Genomic DNA, 17,310 nt, shown 5'->3' with positions numbered 1-17,310 from the left:
GCGAACAGCTGCTTTTTCTGCCTTATTTTTATCCACCTTGTCTATTTTCCACTAAAGTTATATTAATAGAGTGAAATGAATAGGACACATTATGGCTAATTGGCTCGATAAAATTTTCGGTAGCTCATCTGCGCCTATTGAGTTCACTATCGATAATCCAGAGATCTCATCATCATTAGTTCCTTCTCTCTTTTCACGTTTACAACCTTATGAAATAGGTGATTTGCCTTTACCTGATGAGCTAAATTTATTATCAGAGACACATAAACCTAGTGGAAAACAAGGCTCATCTATCGCTTTTAGTTGGTCGGCAGGTGCAAGAGAAGGAATTATTTTACATCAGCGCATTGGTCGCTCGATAGAACAGTATCCGTCAGATAAGGCGTGTGAAGAATTTGTAGATGTGATTTATAACGCAATTAAACAAGCGATTATGTTACCTGATAAAGATAATCTCTCCTTTTTTTATACTACTCTTTGCCAAGATAAGTTAGCCCCCATCACTTACCTGCCCTTATTAATAATAAAAATAGAACAAGACGATATTATTATTAATAGCGATATTTATTATCAATTAATTTTGTGGATCCTAACTAAAAGCCCAGCTCAAAATCCCATTAAGATCGCCCTAGCACTACTAAGGCATTTTTCCGACAGCCTCTCTCAACGCCTATTAATGCTATTTTTGCTGCATCCTGAATTTACGCTTTACTCTATTATTTCACTAAAAAAACGCCTTTCTTATGAAGAGTTTAATCCATTTTTATCACCTGTTGGTCAACGCACAAAAGGGTGGGGGCGAATTCAGTATATTGAGCATTTACCTCAAACGCTGTCTGTTGAACACTGTTACTGGATGCTAACTGAGGGCTACAAAAATAATGTCATGACAGAATATGTTGCTTATGACTGCGCAGTAAAAGGGGCGATGTTGGAAATGCTCAACACACAACCTTTAAATACCGCACTATTACTAGGTTGTAGTGATATTTTACGCGCGCTGCTAAATGGGGGACCAGCAAAAGATATTTATGATTACAAACAAGGAGCGGAAGTGTGCAAAGTATTTATTGCACAAGTTAATGCAGTGCCACCCAAAGAGCTAAAACTACTTTATTGTGTCTGTGAACTTGCTGATTTTGTACAAAACAGTGGTGAAGACTGGATATTGCTTGAAACATTAGGATGGGATGATCATTGCCAACAACAAATTATGTCATTATCACAGCAGATTATCCAAAAACCAGAATGGGCGACGCTTATTATTGATGCATTACAAAGTACTTCTCGCCATCATAATTATCAAGCAAGCCTTGTCGCTAAATCTCTTCGCCTTGATATTTGGGAGCTAATCTTTTCATTACAAAAAGATAGACCTAATTCAGATTGGTGGCATCAACTAATGCAAACAAACTCTTCTCACAAAATAGAAAGAGTTGTCAAACTTGCAGAGCAACAAATTGATTTAACAGCATTAGACAGCAGAGATGATCCATTAATAACAGACTACCCTGAATATAAACCCCATCATGCCGTTGAATATATTATGCAAGATCTTGGTGGTTTTCCTGGTATAGGTTGGTCGCTGATAAAAAGGCAGTTACGCAGTTCAACACTAAGAGACAGAAATATGGCGCTTAACGTTCTTTCCTATTGGCATGAAGCATTATTGCCCAATGATTTTTATAATGAATTAACAAATGCATTAGCGATAGAAACCAATAACGATGCCTATCAGCGTATCAAGCTATTTTTAGTTCATTATCCGGATGGTAAATAACATTAACAGTCAAAATGGATAGATAATTCTGAAAAGAAATCAGGGAGCGGGTTAGGATCATGGTTCGTGCTAGTATGGCAACAAGAAATAAAAGAGAAGTAACAACAGATAATACCAATACGCAGTCTAGTCATGAGGTGAATATGGGCAAATTCCCTGGTTTACATCGTAAAGCAATACTGGTTATTGCCGCTATTTTGCTTGTCGTCTACTTCTTACCAACAAGTGAAGATAACAGCTCTGCACCTCAGACAGCGCCTTTAACACAGGATCTTCCTGTTCCTATTGCTCCTTCTGTAGGGGATCCTAACGATCAAACGACATTACCCTCAGCTCAAGATAGCTTAAACGAGGATCAAGGCACTGTTCCTCTTAATATCCCATCGACTGGTGATAACAACACAACCAACGATGTAGCAACAACGCCTACACAACCATCTGAATCACAAACTTCAACTGAACCATGGCAGACATACACGATTCGAGAAGGGCAAACGTTAGCTCAACTATTTAGAGATAACCAACTTCCCGTAAATGATGCTTTTGCGATGGCAAAATCAGAAGATCAACAAAAATCACTTAGCCAACTGCGAGCGGGTCAAGCAATTCGTTTACAGCGTAATCAGCAAGGAGATATCAGCATGTTAGAAGTGACAAATAGTGCAGGTACAGTGATTACATTTACACGTTTAAGTGATGGTAGCTATTATCGTACACCATAACTACTTACTATTTGGTTTTGTACCAAAAGAAAAACGCCAGCTAAGCTGGCGTTTTTTCTATCAACATCATACTTAATAATCTAACGATTATTCAGCAACGATGATGACATTCAGTTCAGCGAATACATCACTGTGAACTTGGAAGTGAACTTCGTGGTCACCAGTAGTACGCAGAACGCCATTTGGCAGACGAACTTCGCTCTTACACATTTCAACGCCAGCTGCAGTTACTGCATCAGCGATGTCACGAGTACCGATTGAACCAAACAGTTTACCTTCGTCACCCGCTTTAGAGCTGATGGTGACTGAACCCAGTGCATTGATTTTCGCTGCACGAGCTTCAGCTGCTGCTAAAGTATCAGCTAATTTAGCTTCTAACTCAGCACGACGCACTTCGAAAAACTCGATGTTTTTCTTAGTCGCAGAAACAGCTTTACCTTGTGGGATTAAATAGTTACGAGCATAGCCCGATTTTACGTTAACCTGATCACCCAGGCTACCCAGATTCGCTACTTTATCAAGCAGAATAATTTGCATTACCTTATCCTCTATAAGTCATTAATGGACTATATACCTATTACTGATGACGATCAGTATAAGGTAATAAAGACAGGTAGCGCGCGCGCTTGATAGCACGAGCCAGCTGACGCTGGTATTTTGCGCGAGTACCGGTGATACGGCTAGGTACAATTTTACCACTTTCAGTGATATAGTTTTTCAGCGTAGCGATGTCTTTATAATCGATCTCTTGTACGCCTTCCGCTGTGAAACGGCAGAACTTACGACGACGGAAATAACGTGCCATATGGCTAGTCTCCAGAATCTATCAATTCAATCTGCTCGGCATGAAGCACCAGTTTAAACAATCCATTTCGCGCCTGATGGCTACTAATGAATCCAGAAACGGTGATTGTGCTGCCGACCGTTATACTGTGAGTATCAGCTTGTAACGCTTTCCCGCTGGCAATTATGGGCATTCGACACCATGATTGTCTTTTTAATCCCGCCTCTTCTTGTATTGAACGGTGTTCAATAACAAATTGACAATGCGGGATCCCAGCAGGACTAACTTTTCGTATTAATGCTTTGCACACTGTGCCAGTAAGCACCAATCGATTAGCCGTCACAGCACTAATTACTCTTCAGAATCCTCTGCTACATCATCAACTTCGTCTTCATCATCGAGGTCATCAGCGATATCACGACGGCGTTCGTCTTTTGCTTTAACCATTGGTGAAGCTTCAGTTACTGCGTGTTTAGTACGCATAATCATGTTGCGGAGAACGGCATCGTTGAAACGGAAAGTAGTTTCCAGTTCATCAATCACTTCCTGCGGAGCTTCAACGTTCAACAGAACGTAGTGTGCTTTGTGCAGTTTGTTGATTGGATAAGCCAGTTGGCGACGACCCCAGTCTTCGAGACGGTGGATCTGACCATTTGCATTAGTGATAGCGGTTTTATAACGTTCGATCATACCAGGAACTTGTTCGCTCTGGTCTGGGTGAACCATAAAAACGATTTCGTAATGACGCATTTGATATTGCTCCTTACGGATTTATCAGCCTCCTGTCAGGGTCAGTCACCACCCATGGAGGCAAGGAACTTGTTTAAGTTGTGACTGAAAAAATTGACGCGTAACTATACCCCCGCGGCTAATAAAACTCAAGGGAGTATAGTGAATAAAGTACGCTAAAAAATTATTTCACTGCAATTCGTTGGCGCATCGCTTCAAATAAGCAAACACCTGTAGCAACAGAGACGTTTAATGATGACACGGAACCCGCCATTGGAATACTAATTAGCTCATCACAATGTTCACGTGTTAAACGGCGCATACCTTCGCCTTCAGCACCCATAACTAATGCCAAAGGACCTGTAAGTTTACTTTGATATAAGGTGTGGTCGGCTTCGCCTGCGGTTCCTACAATCCACACATTCTCTTCTTGTAGAAAACGCAAAGTACGGGCAAGGTTAGTCACTTTAATTAAAGGCACGTTTTCCGCAGCACCACATGCCACTTTTTTTGCCGTTGCATTTAATTGTGCAGAGCGATCTTTAGGAACAATAACAGCATGAACACCCGCAGCATCTGCGCTACGTAAACATGCACCTAAATTATGAGGATCAGTGACACCATCTAATACCAATAAAAAAGGTGTTCCTACTTTAGCTAACAAATCAGGTAAGTCTTGTTCTTGATACTGACGACCCGGTTTTACTTTAGCAATAATTCCTTGGTGTACTGCACCTTCCGTTTGGCTATCCAACCATTGACGATTGGCGACTTGAACTAAAACACCTTGTGCTTCTAGTTCATGAATAACGGGTGTTAAACGACGATCTTCACGTCCTTTCAGCACATAGACTTCTTTGAAACGTGTAGGATCACTTTCTAATAATGCTTTTACTGCATGGATCCCATAAATAATTTCTTCGCTCATAGCGTTTTCTACTCGTAAAAAATAAAAGGCACGATAACAGATAAAAGGCGGAGTGCCCGCCTTTTTTATAGATAACCACTCTCACTAAATAGCTTACTAAACTTATACTTTGTCGTGTTTAGCTGCTCGTTTAGCTTTTAATTTAGCTTCAATCTTTTTCGTTTGCGATGAAGCCTTTTTGCGCTTGCTGCTCGCTTGATCTTTAGCAACTTGATCTTTTACCGCTTTATCTTTACCCGCGGTTTTTTCTTTACCAACCGCTTTTCCTTTACCTGATGCACCTTTTTTAAATGCACTATCTGGTTCAAAGTTTTTATCTTTGCTTGCATCACGACGTCGGGATTTGCTGCTGCTGGCATTTTTCTTGTCTTTATCCCCTTTTAACGCACGAACTCGCGCTGTTTTTCCAGGGTTACGTGCTGTACGAGTGGTTGAAATTAACGAGAAGTCGATAGTACGTTCATCCATACTTACCGCTTCAACTTTTACTTCAACTTCATCACCAAGACGATAAACTTGACCTGATGATTCACCAATTAAACGCTGCCCAACATTATCATATTGATAGTAATCATTATTCAATGTGGAGACATGAACTAAACCATCAATAAACAGATCGTTTAAGCGAACAAAGAAACCAAATCCCGTCACGCTTGTGATAATACCTGTAAATTGCTGACCTATTTGATCAAGCATAAAGTCGCATTTCAGCCAATCAGCAACATCACGAGTCGCTTCATCTGCTCGACGTTCTGTTAATGAACAGTGCTCACCTAACTGTAGCATGGTATCCATATCGCTATGGTAGCCACCTGTTGGTGTCCAGCGTTGTGAGCCATGCCCTTCTTGTTTAGCTATTTGGTATTTAATTGCACGGTGTAAGGCTAAATCAGGATAACGACGAATTGGTGAAGTAAAGTGTGCATAAGACTTCAATGACAAACCGAAGTGACCACGATTTTCAGGATCGTAAATTGCTTGTTTCATCGAGCGTAAAATCATGGTTTGTAGCATTTCATGATCAGGTCGCTCTTCAACTTCTTTCATAACACGCGCATAGTCTGCTGGCTCTGGTGTTAAACCACCGGGCAATGTTAAACCTAGTTCGCTAAAGACAGAGCGTAAATTCATCACACTCTCTTCTTTTGGCTTATCATGAATACGATAAAGCGCAGGCTCTTCATTTTTTTCAACAAAACGTGCAGCAGCAATATTGGCGAGGATCATGCACTCTTCAATCAGTTTATGTGCATCATTACGAACAACAGGCTCAATACGCTCAATGCGACGCTCAGCATTGAAAATAAATTTCGCTTCTTCTGACTCAAAACCAATAGCACCACGTTGTTGACGAGCGATATCTAATGCTTGATACAGCTCATATAGGTGCTCAATATCTTGTACGATAGGTTTATAGTGTTCACGTAACTCTTCATCACCTTGAATGATTTTCCACACTTTAGTGTAGGTCATTCGTGCATGAGAACTCATCACTGCTTCATAGAATTTATAAGATGATAGACGCCCTTGTTCAGAAATCGTCATCTCACAAACCATACAGAGACGGTCTACTTGTGGGTTGAGTGAACATAAGCCATTGGAAAGCACTTCAGGCAACATTGGCACGACTTGAGAAGGGAAATAGACAGAGTTGCCTCGACTACGCGCTTCAGTGTCTAATGCGGTTTGAGGACGAACATAATAACTCACATCCGCAATAGCAACCCATAAACGCCAACCGCCACCTTTTTTACGTTCACAATAAACCGCGTCATCAAAGTCTCGTGCATCTTCACCATCAATAGTGATTAATGGCAATTTACGTAAATCAACACGACCTTCTTTTGCCGATTCTGGTACATCTTCTTTTAAATCAGCAACTTCTTTTGTGACTTGAGCAGGCCAAGAGTATGGAATTTCATGAGTACGCAGGGCAATCTCTACGGCAATTCCGGTTCCCATTGTTTCGCCTAGAATTTCCACGATACGGCCTACAGCTTGAGTGCGACGAGTAGGTCTGGTTGTTACTTCAACAACAACCACATTTCCCATACGAGCACCCATGAGATCGTCTTTAGGGATCAAAATATCAAAGCTTAAACGGCTATCATCAGGTACGACAAATCCCATTCCTGATTCAATAAAATATCTACCTACTATTTGGTTATTTCTTGGTTCAATAACACGAACAACACGGCCTTCACGACGACCTTTTCTATCCATACCCAAAGGTTGAGCAAGAATAACATCACCGTGCATGGTTTTTTTCATTTCATCTTGTGAAAGATAAAGATCATCTTTTTGACCTTCAGCACGTAAAAAACCATATCCATCACGATGACCGATGACTTTACCTTTCCAAAGATCAAGGCGTTCTGGTAAGGCGTAGCATTGACGTCGAGTAAAAACTAATTGACCATCTCTCTCCATTGCTCTTAGACGACGACGTAGGGCTTCAAGATCTTCTTCGCCTGAAATGTTAAAAGCCTGCGCCAAGTCTTCACGGCTCATTGGAGCAGTACGTTTTTTCATTTCTTCTAAAATATATTCGCGACTTGCAATTGGAGAGGCGTATTTTTCTGCTTCTCTATCCTGAAAAGGATCTTTTGACATCATGACCTCCGAGCTATCAGAATCGATGAAATAGTAGACTCAAGCATCTTCTAATAACAATTTATATAATGGGCTGTTATTTTCAACTAATTCAGCCAATGTGTGACGGTCTAACTCTTTCAAAAATTGTTCAATTGCCTGATTTAATACCAATTTTAATCGACAAGCTGGTGTTATATGGCAAAACTCAGCACTACAGTTAACTAATGAAAGAGGCTCTAAAGCACGAACAACATCACCAACAATAATTTGCGATGCTGGTTTTCCTAAACGGATCCCACCATTTTTTCCGCGTATCGCATCGACAAAACCAAGATGACTCAGTTGATTGATAATTTTGACCATATGATTACGTGAGACACCATAGACCTGCGTCACTTCAGTGATGCTTGTCATTTTGCCTTCAGGTAATGAAGCCATATATATCAATGCCCTCAATCCATAATCTGTAAAACTGGTTAATTGCACAATGACCTCTGAAAAGTAAGCTTCCCTATTAAATACATTAAGGGATAAATAATTAATAATGAGAATATCATTTTATTAAGCAATATTATGTTTAATTTTTGGGCATTTAGCAAAGATATACTCAAAAGTGAGCAATTTCTCTATCTCACAAAGTTATTAATAAAATAATAGCGATATCACAGACAAAGAAAAAGCGATACTGCCGCTTTTTCAACAGATCGCTTCTCTTTATGGCTTATCAAACAATAATAACGTTGTATTTTTATCTTTAGCCAAGAGCAATAAAACAGAACCGAGTGAAAACCGTTTTATCGCACCTATCATTGGCATTTTTACAACAAACGACCGACTAACAGATATGAAAAAATCGCCCCTGTCATTTTCAGGGACGATTTTCGCATCAAACCATTAATACAAATTATGCATCAAATGGATGACGGAGAATAATTGTTTCTGAACGATCAGGTCCTGTAGAAACGATATCAACAGGTACACCTGTTAATTCTTCAACACGTTTGATGTAGTTTAAAGCGGCTTGTGGTAACAGCGCTCTGTCTTTCACACCAAAGGTTACTTCGTTCCAACCAGGCATTGATTCATAGATAGGCTCGATACCTTCCCAATCATCAGCTGCTAAAGGTGTGGTTTCAATCACTTCACCATTTGGTAAACGGTAGCCCACACATACTTTAACTTCTTTCAGACCATCTAAAACATCAAGTTTGGTCATGCAGAAACCAGAGAGTGAGTTGATTTGAACAGCACGGCGAATAGCAATAATATCTAACCAACCAGTGCGGCGACTACGACCTGTAGTAGCACCAAACTCTTGGCCTTTTTCACGAAGAAAATCGCCTACTTCGTCGAACAGTTCAGTTGGGAATGGACCTGCACCAACGCGTGTAGAATAAGCTTTGATGATACCTAGCACATAACCAACGTAACGAGGACCTAAGCCAGAACCTGTCGCAACACCACCAGCCGTTGTGTTAGAAGAGGTCACGTATGGATAAGTACCGTGGTCGATATCTAATAAAGTGCCTTGTGCACCTTCAAACATCACCAGCTCATTATTTTGAGTTGCTTTATAAAGTAAATCAGAAACATCAACAACCATACCAGTCAGAATATCGGCTATCGCCATAATATCGTCTAAGGTTTTTTGATAATCTACTGCTTCAACTTTGTAGTAGTTCACCAATTGGAAGTTATGATATTCAATAATTTCTTTCAGCTTTTGTGCGAATGCTTTTTTATCGAACAGATCACCAACGCGTAATCCACGACGAGCAACTTTATCTTCGTAAGCAGGACCAATACCGCGACCTGTTGTACCGATAGCTTTCTCGCCACGTGCTTTTTCGCGCGCGTTATCTAATGCGATGTGATAAGGAAGAATTAACGGACAAGCTTCAGACAGAAGTAAACGCTCGCGAACAGGAATACCACGCGCTTCAAGCTGAGTCATTTCCTTCATCAATGCTTCTGGCGATAAAACGACACCGTTTGCTATGATGCTAATCACATTTTCACGCAGGATACCTGATGGGATTAAATGGAGAACGGTTTTTTCACCGTTAATGACTAGAGTATGACCAGCATTGTGGCCACCTTGGTAGCGAACAACATATTTAGCGCGTTCTGTTAGCAAGTCAACAATCTTGCCCTTGCCTTCGTCACCCCACTGGGTGCCCAATACGACAACGTTATTACTCATTTCAAAATACACTCGGTTGCTTAAAAAAGGATTCTACCATCTCAATTCAAGAGTTACAGTAGATTTTATCTAATTATGCCATCACCGCTTTTAAGCAATAGAAAATCTTGCCATATTCAATATTTTCGCCCTAAAAATCCACAACATAAGATATTTGTGATTTTTATCGACAGTTCTGAATGTAAAACCAGAAAGCAGAGTGGCATAAAAGTGAAAATGGCTCAGAAGACGCCTCGGGATAGTCGAGGGATTATCTTGAAATGCAATTTTCACTTTATACTATCTCAGCTAAAGGCAATTTGGAAATCATTGTGAGTGATTTTTCAACTGAATAGTCATATTAAGATATTTATCACCTTCTTTTATACGCTATTTATATGATAATTAACAATAAAAAAATCCCCTGTTTTTTTATCACAGAGGATTTTATTATTTATTTGAGCTTAGAATAACGACAACTTAATCGTCAATCATTGCTCTCGCTTTAGTTGGTGCTTTCATATAGCGTAAGAAATCGCTATCTGGGCTTAACACCATGACGTCATTGCCGTCTTTATTAAAGCTATTTTCGTAAGCGCGTAAGCTACGAATAAATGCATAAAAATCGGGATCTTGGTTGAACGCATCAGCAAACAATTTAGTTGCTTGGGCATCACCTTCACCACGCAGACGCAGAGATTCACGCTCTGATTCAGCTAAGGTTTCAGTTACTGTTTTATCCGCTGCTGCGCGGATCTTCACTGCTTGTTCCTGACCTTGTGAGCGATGACGACGAGCGACCGCTTCACGTTCTGCACGCATACGTTGATAAATGGCTTCAGAAACTTCCATTGGCAGGTTGATTTGCTTGATACGAACGTCAATCACTTCAATCCCTAATGCAGCCATACTATTCATATTGATAGCGGGAACTTGCCCTTTGGTTTCTTCTGCTACTTTCTTCGCAGCAATAGCAATTGCATCATCTGCAGCACTTGTATCACGAGATGGTGTACCTTCGTTCAGTGCATTACGCACATCGATGGTTAAACGACCACGTGAGTCAGTAATAATTTGGTTTACGCTCATACGACCAATTTCAGAACGTAAGCGGTCACTAAATTTACGACGAAGCAGTGTTTCTGCTTGCGTTGTATTACCACCACCTGTTGCCAGATAGTAAGTGCTGAAATCACTGATACGCCATTTTAAGTAAGAATCAACCAGTAAGTCTTTGTTCTCGCCTGATAAGAAACGGTCTTGCTGAATATTCATTGTTTGAATACGTGCATCGAGTTTCTTAACATTTTCAATAAATGGTATTTTAAAGTGAAGACCTGGTTCATACACAACAGGTTTGTTTTCACCATCACGAACAACTTTTGCGAAGCGTAAAATAATGCCACGCTCATATTGTTGAACGACAAATACTGAAGAGTACAGTAACGCTAAAATAATAACTGCAACAACAGCGATAACTTTACGCATGATTATTGTCCTCCTTGATTAGAGCTATAAGGCTGACCATAACCGCCATTATTGTTGCTGTTATTACCGTATCCACCATTACCATAATTGGTTGCAGGTTTTTGAGCAGGAGCCGTATTTGAATTAGGCGTTGGTACTGGCATACGAGCAGACGGTTCCATCGCACTATTTGACGAGTTCGACGACTGCGGTTGCTGACGTAACATCTGCTCTAAAGGTAGTACTAACATACTGTTACCTTTATCATTAGCAATAATTTTACGTGTTTTCGAGAGTACCTTTTCCATGGTTTCAATGTAAAGACGCTCACGAGTAATTTCCGGTGCAGCACGATATTCAGGTAAGATTTTGGCGAAACTCGCCACCTCACCTTCAGCTCTCATTACCACACTGGTTTTATAAGCCGTTGCTTCTTCGATCATACGCTGTGCGTTACCTTTAGCTAAAGGTAAAACTTCGTTCTTGTAAGCCTCAGCTTGACGAATGGTTTTTTGCTCTTCCTCACGGGCGGCAATTACATCATCAAATGCAGCTTTTACAGCTTCTGGTGGGCGAGCAACTTGGAAGTTGACGTCCACAATAGAGATACCCATTTTATAAGGACGGATAGTCTCTTCTAATTCTTGACGCGTTTGGTCACGAATTTCTGAACGATTAGAGGTCAGAATTTTTTCCATTTCTGAACGACCAATAACACCACGAACAGCACTGTCAGTTGCCTGACCTAAACTGTTAATAGGCGTTGTAAGGTTAAACAGAAATGTTTCTGGATCAGAGACAACATACTGCACGTTTATCTCAACTTGAACCATGTTTTCATCCGACGTCAACATCATGCCACCCGTGGTTAAATCACGAATAGTTTTCACGTTGACAGGCTGAACTTCATCAACAAAAGTCGGTTTCCAGTTCAAACCAGGTTCGACGATTTGATAAAACTTACCGAAACGAGTTACAACGCCTTGTTCAGCTTCTTTAATGGTATAAAAACCACTGGCAGCCCAAACAACGATAACCGCACCTAATGCAAGAGTAACCAGTAGGTTTCCAGCATTACTACGAGGTCCGCCATTTTGCCCTGAAGAGGAGTTGCCGCCTTTTTTACCACCGAAACCACCAAGTTTTTCACTCAGTTTTCGGAACATATCATCGAGATCTGATGCCCCGCGATTCCGACCTCCTTGATTGCCGTTGGAGTTACCATCGCCGTTATTATTACCGCCGTTCCGGTTACCCCACGGGTCGCGGTCTTGTCCGTTGTTACCGGGCTGATTCCACGCCATGTTCTAGCTCCATTATTATGATTAGATTTATCAGGCTTAAGAGCCGATTTCGTCGCCAGCTCTCAGTTTATGTTCTTTATTATGGCCGTTATCAGACCACGTAATCCAATAAATTTGGTTCCTGCTTGCAAAGGCGGAGCCAGTCTACCATAGGCATACGTATGATAAGCCCGACTTTACCGTCTTTTTCAATCCACTCTCGCTCTATTGATTGTAATTGATAGAAACGGCTGCGTAAGCGCCCTGCATCTGCATCTTCTGGTGGCAAACGCAATTCAAAGTGTGCGATCTCACCTGAAAGACGTTCTGTCAACGCCTGATATAACAGAGGAATACCTTCACCTGTTTGTGCAGAAACCCAAACTCTAACAGGCAAATTATCTTCATTTCGATCTATTCTTGGAGTGAACTCTTCAAGAAGATCAACTTTATTCATTACATGCAGTGTTGGTATCTCTTGAGCATCTATCTCTTCTAATACACTCTCTACTGCATGAATATTATCTTCAAAACGGCTATCCGCTGCATCAATAACATGAAGAAGTAAGGTGGCTTCTCGTGTTTCTTGTAGTGTCGCTTTAAATGCCGCGACAAGATCATGAGGCAAATGTCGGATAAAACCAACAGTATCAGCTAAAACTACCGTACCTACATCATCGACTTGAATACGTCGTAATGTTGGATCTAAAGTTGCAAATAACTGATCTGCAGCATACACATCTGAACAGGTAAGGTAGTTAAATAAACTCGATTTTCCTGCATTTGTGTAGCCAACGAGAGATAATGTTGGAATATCAGCTTTACTTCGCGCTTGTCGTCCTTGTTCACGCTGACGCTCTACTTTACCCAGTCGCATAAGAATTTGACTAATTTTACCTCTGAGTAAGCGGCGGTCTGTTTCTAGCTGAGTTTCACCAGGTCCACGTAATCCAATCCCCCCTTTTTGTCTTTCTAGGTGTGTCCACCCTCTGACTAAACGGGTTGATAAATGACGTAACTGGGCGAGTTCAACCTGTAGTTTACCTTCATGAGTTCTTGCTCGCTGAGCAAAAATATCAAGGATAACTCCCGTGCGATCTACCACACGGCATTCACAAAGTCTTTCCAGATTTCGTTCTTGTGCAGGTGTGAGTGCATGATTAAAAAGAACAACATCAGCACCACTAGCTTTTACAGCCTCAGCAATCTCCTCAGCTTTTCCTTCACCCACATAATATTTAGGATGAGGTGCTTTACGATTCCCTGTAATAATTTGAACTGGTTTTACACCCGCAGATGTCACCAGTGATTCAAATTCTTGCAAATCATCAACGTCCTTTTCCTGAGAAAAAAAGACGTGCACTAAAACGGCTAACTCGCCACCTTCATAACGATCAAACAAAGGCGAAACCTCTTGGACTTTATAAAAACAGGAAAAAACATAGGTAAAGTCTCCCTACCTATGTTTTTATTATTTTAAGAATAATATTTGATAATTATTCTGCAACATCATCCTGCTGAGTCGCGCTACCGCCATTATAGCCAGTACCTGTTTGATTCGTGCCTGTGTTGCTATGATGAGAAACAGGACGAGAAGGTACCACGGTAGAGATAGCATGTTTATATACCATCTGACTTACTGTGTTTTTCAGCAAAATAACAAATTGGTCAAAAGATTCGATCTGACCTTGCAATTTAATGCCGTTTACCAAATAGATAGAAACGGGAACCCTTTCACGACGTAATGCGTTCAAGAAAGGATCTTGCAAAGATTGCCCCTTAGCCATTCTATGTTTTCCTTATTTTGTTGTTTTATACTAGAACCCAATTGGTCCGAAAAATGAACTACTCAAAAATTGCGCTTTGGCAACTATCAATTTTACACAAACCTACCATCTATGCACTAATAACCTGCAAAACAGTATTAAGAGAAAGCTCAGGATCTTCACTATCAAGCCAATGAATATCTTTCCAACCTCTTAACCAAGTGATTTGTCGCTTCGCTAATTGCCGGGTAGCGCAGATCCCTCGATAAACCATCTCATCATAATCGATTTCACCAGATAAATATGACCACATCTGGCGATAACCGACACAACGTACAGAAGGTAAATCTTCATGCAGATCACCCCGCTCATATAATGTTTTTACTTCATCTTCAAATCCACAAGCCAGCATCTGTTTAAAACGAGTTTCAATGCGTTGATGAAGTACATTTCTGTCTTTCGGAGTAATCGCAAACTGATGAACCGTATAAGGCAATGATTCGCCCGATATTTTTGTTAATTCAGTCATTGTTTTACCTGAAATCAGGTAAACTTCTAGCGCGCGCGATAATCGTTGAGGATCATTAGGATGGATCCGCTGTGCAGCCACAGGATCAACCAAAGATAACTCACGATGAACGGCTTCCCATCCTTGTTCCATTGCTTTTTTTTCTATTTCAGCACGAATTTCAGGGTCTGCGCTAGGTAAAGGTGATAAGCCTTCGAGTAATGCTTTAAAATATAGCATAGTCCCGCCCACTAATAATGGAATTCTCCCAGCAGAGATAATTTCATCCATTGCTTTTAATGCATCTCGGCGAAAATCAGCAGCTGAGTATGGTAATGCGGGATCTAAAATATCAATTAGTCGATGTGGTGCAAGCGATTGCTCTTTTGCATCTGGCTTTGCTGTTCCAATATCCATACCACGATAAATCAGAGCAGAATCAACACTAATAATATCAACAGGCAGTTTTTGTCTTAGTGCAATCGCCAATGCGGTTTTACCTGAGGCTGTTGGCCCCATTAGAAAAATTGCTTTAGGTTTTGTTTGAGTACTTACTTCGCTCATTATCTAGTGCCGCTACCACAGGTTGTAATTCTATTAATTGTAATAAGTTTTCTGATGGCTGTCTGACATATTGAGGACAAAGTCTTTCAATATCAGCCAATAATCCGACTGCTTGAGCTTGTGACCACTGAACCGGCTCATGGATTATCTGTTTAGCAAACCAATGTCCAAGTTGCTGTTTTGTGCATAACTTTTCAGAGGAAAGATAAGCCAGCAACGCTGTCAGCAATACAGGTAAATTTTGCTTACGCAACGGCAACGATACGGCATGTATTGTCGCTTTACCATGGGATATCTCGATAATAATCCCAAAATCACTGATTAATGCTTGAAACTGATTAAACGTATTTATTTCTTCTTTATTCAGCACCACTTTTAATGGGACTAATAGCGGCTGAGGTTTCAATGTTTCATTTTCAGGCAATAACTGTGCACATTTTAACAGAAAATCAGCTTCTTCCAACGCTAATAAGCCAAGACCTTGAGAAGATTCAATTAACGCATATTTCTGTTGATAAATTGCCAATACTCGCCCAAAAGTATAATCATTTTGCTGTTCAGATACATTGATAGAACGAGGCATTACAGAAACACGATTTTCTATATGAGTAGTAGTATGAACGCTTTCACCTAAATTCAATGGGGTACGCTCAGGAAATAGTGGAATTTTTTCTGTTTTTTCAAGCGAGCTAGCACTTTCTTGCATCATTTTCTGATAAAGCACCCCTTGAGTTCGCTGATAGCTGTCGCCAAACTGACGATTGTCACCAAATTGCGATATCGATTTTGGCGCGTGCACTCTCTCTTTAACCTGTTTTGGCTCATCGAATGAAGATGGTGGCGTTTTCTCTGTGGTGTGATTACTGCTGGAATAATTAACAGGTGCCTGATAAGGCTGAGAGAATATATTTTCTCCTGCAACTTGACGGTTTTCAGGGAAAATAGGTGCCATAGTAGACTCAACATCATCATTTGTTGAAAGAGGTAAGCTCTCTTGGGTCGCTTGGCTTAAAACACTTAATACGCCTTGGTAAATAAAATCATGTACTAAGCGTGATTCATGAAAACGCACTTCATGTTTAGCGGGATGCACATTCACATCGACTTGATGAGGGTCAACCGTTAAATAAAGCACATATGAAGGTTGCTGTTCACCTTGCAAATAGCCTTCATAGGCTTGACGAATAGCATGATTAATTAGCCTATCGCGCATCATCCGCCCATTAACATAGCAATACTGAATTTCACTGCTATGCGTGGGTGAAGATGGATGCTCAATCCAACCTTTTATCGCTAAATCGCCATGCTCCCACGATAATTGCATTGATTGCTCAACAAAATTATTGCCACAAATAGCACCTAAACGACGAGCATATTGATGCTCTTCTTTCGCGGCGCGATATTGGCGCATACGTTTGCCGTTATGCGTCAAATTAATCGAAACATCAAAACGAGATAGCGCAATACGCCGCACTATTTCATCAATATGACCAAACTCCGTTTTTTCAGTGCGCAAAAATTTACGTCTTGCTGGCGTATTATAAAATAGGTCGAGCACTTCCACGGTACTACCAACAGGATGTGCCGCGGGTTTTACAGTCACCGCCATATCTCGCCCTTCAGCATAAGCTTGCCAAGCTTCTTCTTGAGACACAGTGCGTGAAGTCAGCGTAAGGCGAGAAACAGAACTGATACTTGCTAATGCCTCACCACGAAACCCCATACTAATAATAGCTTCAAGATCATCAAGGCTTGATATTTTGCTAGTTGCATGGCGAGCAAGTGCTAACTTCAAATCTTCTTGATTGATCCCACATCCGTTGTCACGGATACGAATAAGCTTAGCGCCACCTTTATCGATATCAATATCAATCGTTGTTGCACCCGCATCTAAGCTATTTTCCAGCAACTCTTTAACGACAGATGCTGGTCTTTCAACAACCTCTCCAGCAGCTATCTGATTCGCTAACTGGGGAGGCAATAAATTTATCGCCATCACCTT

At 40.8% G+C, this 17,310-nt stretch carries 16 protein-coding genes; 2 read left to right on the top strand and 14 right to left on the bottom strand.

Translation table 11 applies throughout. The features are described 5' to 3' along the window. Positions 1–91 precede the first annotated feature (91 nt). Together ABN099_RS11385 and ABN099_RS11380 are read left to right on the top strand one after the other, a co-directional pair. Entirely contained in the window at positions 92–1,780 is a 1,689-nt protein-coding gene (locus ABN099_RS11385; RefSeq protein ID WP_349463891.1) for a hypothetical protein, read from the top strand. Positions 1,781–1,839: 59 nt separating this feature from the next. Next, a complete protein-coding gene (locus ABN099_RS11380) occupies positions 1,840–2,502 on the top strand; it encodes a LysM-like peptidoglycan-binding domain-containing protein (protein WP_349463890.1) in 663 nt (220 codons plus the stop codon). Between the two features lie 87 nt (positions 2,503–2,589). Here ABN099_RS11380 and rplI read toward each other — a convergent pair whose 3' ends face one another. The 14 genes from rplI to mutL form a co-directional block, all read right to left on the bottom strand. After that, positions 2,590–3,039, bottom strand: a complete 450-nt coding sequence (rplI, locus tag ABN099_RS11375; protein ID WP_349463889.1) for a 50S ribosomal protein L9 — start codon at positions 3,037–3,039, stop codon at positions 2,590–2,592. 40 nt (positions 3,040–3,079) lie between these two features. After that, entirely contained in the window at positions 3,080–3,307 is a 228-nt protein-coding gene (rpsR, locus tag ABN099_RS11370) for a 30S ribosomal protein S18 (RefSeq protein ID WP_000135199.1), read from the bottom strand. A gap of 4 nt (positions 3,308–3,311) precedes the next feature. Continuing rightward, on the bottom strand, positions 3,312–3,629 hold the full coding sequence (gene priB / locus ABN099_RS11365) for a primosomal replication protein N (protein ID WP_064718599.1): 318 nt from the start codon (positions 3,627–3,629) through the stop codon (positions 3,312–3,314). Positions 3,630–3,637: 8 nt separating this feature from the next. Further along, complete coding sequence (gene rpsF / locus ABN099_RS11360; RefSeq protein ID WP_193015647.1) at positions 3,638–4,036, bottom strand: 30S ribosomal protein S6; 399 nt, start codon at positions 4,034–4,036, stop codon at positions 3,638–3,640. Between the two features lie 163 nt (positions 4,037–4,199). Further along, a complete protein-coding gene (gene rlmB, locus ABN099_RS11355) occupies positions 4,200–4,943 on the bottom strand; it encodes a 23S rRNA (guanosine(2251)-2'-O)-methyltransferase RlmB (protein WP_349463887.1) in 744 nt (247 codons plus the stop codon). Positions 4,944–5,045: 102 nt separating this feature from the next. Next, a complete protein-coding gene (rnr, locus tag ABN099_RS11350; protein ID WP_349464078.1) occupies positions 5,046–7,556 on the bottom strand; it encodes a ribonuclease R in 2,511 nt (836 codons plus the stop codon). A 39-nt stretch (positions 7,557–7,595) separates the two neighbouring features. Beyond that, positions 7,596–8,024 (bottom strand): nitric oxide-sensing transcriptional repressor NsrR, encoded by a 429-nt coding sequence (gene nsrR / locus ABN099_RS11345; RefSeq protein ID WP_349463886.1) that lies wholly within the window; start codon positions 8,022–8,024, stop codon positions 7,596–7,598. A 418-nt stretch (positions 8,025–8,442) separates the two neighbouring features. Then, entirely contained in the window at positions 8,443–9,741 is a 1,299-nt protein-coding gene (locus tag ABN099_RS11340) for an adenylosuccinate synthase (RefSeq protein WP_349463885.1), read from the bottom strand. Positions 9,742–10,200: 459 nt separating this feature from the next. After that, on the bottom strand, positions 10,201–11,208 hold the full coding sequence (gene hflC, locus ABN099_RS11335; protein WP_349463884.1) for a protease modulator HflC: 1,008 nt from the start codon (positions 11,206–11,208) through the stop codon (positions 10,201–10,203). A gap of 2 nt (positions 11,209–11,210) precedes the next feature. Further along, a complete protein-coding gene (gene hflK / locus ABN099_RS11330) occupies positions 11,211–12,491 on the bottom strand; it encodes an FtsH protease activity modulator HflK (protein ID WP_349463882.1) in 1,281 nt (426 codons plus the stop codon). A gap of 91 nt (positions 12,492–12,582) precedes the next feature. Further along, positions 12,583–13,872, bottom strand: coding sequence for a ribosome rescue GTPase HflX (gene hflX, locus ABN099_RS11325; protein ID WP_349463881.1), 1,290 nt, complete (start codon positions 13,870–13,872; stop codon positions 12,583–12,585). A 94-nt stretch (positions 13,873–13,966) separates the two neighbouring features. Further along, positions 13,967–14,257, bottom strand: a complete 291-nt coding sequence (hfq, locus tag ABN099_RS11320; protein WP_349463880.1) for an RNA chaperone Hfq — start codon at positions 14,255–14,257, stop codon at positions 13,967–13,969. Between the two features lie 109 nt (positions 14,258–14,366). Further along, on the bottom strand, positions 14,367–15,308 hold the full coding sequence (miaA, locus tag ABN099_RS11315; protein WP_349463878.1) for a tRNA (adenosine(37)-N6)-dimethylallyltransferase MiaA: 942 nt from the start codon (positions 15,306–15,308) through the stop codon (positions 14,367–14,369). Next, positions 15,277–17,304: a DNA mismatch repair endonuclease MutL gene (gene mutL, locus ABN099_RS11310; protein WP_349463876.1), complete on the bottom strand. Its 2,028-nt coding sequence runs from the start codon at positions 17,302–17,304 to the stop codon at positions 15,277–15,279. Before mutL ends, miaA begins: the two co-directional genes overlap by 32 nt. Positions 17,305–17,310 lie beyond the last annotated feature (6 nt).

The sequence above is a fragment of the Proteus hauseri genome (assembly GCF_040139125.1).
Classification (GTDB): Bacteria; Pseudomonadota; Gammaproteobacteria; order Enterobacterales; family Enterobacteriaceae; genus Proteus; species Proteus hauseri_B.
Note: the sequence above shows the minus strand (reverse complement) of the source record. Positions and strands in the feature narration are given on the sequence as shown.

Coding starts and splice junctions, on each gene's coding strand:
- rpsF (WP_193015647.1), bottom strand. CDS start 4,036: ATGCGTCATTACGAAATCGTTTTTATGGTTCACCCAGACCAGAGCGAA.
- hflK (WP_349463882.1), bottom strand. CDS start 12,491: ATGGCGTGGAATCAGCCCGGTAACAACGGACAAGACCGCGACCCGTGG.
- rpsR (WP_000135199.1), bottom strand. CDS start 3,307: ATGGCACGTTATTTCCGTCGTCGTAAGTTCTGCCGTTTCACAGCGGAA.
- rlmB (WP_349463887.1), bottom strand. CDS start 4,943: ATGAGCGAAGAAATTATTTATGGGATCCATGCAGTAAAAGCATTATTA.
- mutL (WP_349463876.1), bottom strand. CDS start 17,304: ATGGCGATAAATTTATTGCCTCCCCAGTTAGCGAATCAGATAGCTGCT.
- hflC (WP_349463884.1), bottom strand. CDS start 11,208: ATGCGTAAAGTTATCGCTGTTGTTGCAGTTATTATTTTAGCGTTACTG.
- hfq (WP_349463880.1), bottom strand. CDS start 14,257: ATGGCTAAGGGGCAATCTTTGCAAGATCCTTTCTTGAACGCATTACGT.
- ABN099_RS11385 (WP_349463891.1), top strand. CDS start 92: ATGGCTAATTGGCTCGATAAAATTTTCGGTAGCTCATCTGCGCCTATT.
- rplI (WP_349463889.1), bottom strand. CDS start 3,039: ATGCAAATTATTCTGCTTGATAAAGTAGCGAATCTGGGTAGCCTGGGT.
- rnr (WP_349464078.1), bottom strand. CDS start 7,556: ATGTCAAAAGATCCTTTTCAGGATAGAGAAGCAGAAAAATACGCCTCT.
- miaA (WP_349463878.1), bottom strand. CDS start 15,308: ATGAGCGAAGTAAGTACTCAAACAAAACCTAAAGCAATTTTTCTAATG.
- ABN099_RS11380 (WP_349463890.1), top strand. CDS start 1,840: ATGGTTCGTGCTAGTATGGCAACAAGAAATAAAAGAGAAGTAACAACA.
- ABN099_RS11340 (WP_349463885.1), bottom strand. CDS start 9,741: ATGAGTAATAACGTTGTCGTATTGGGCACCCAGTGGGGTGACGAAGGC.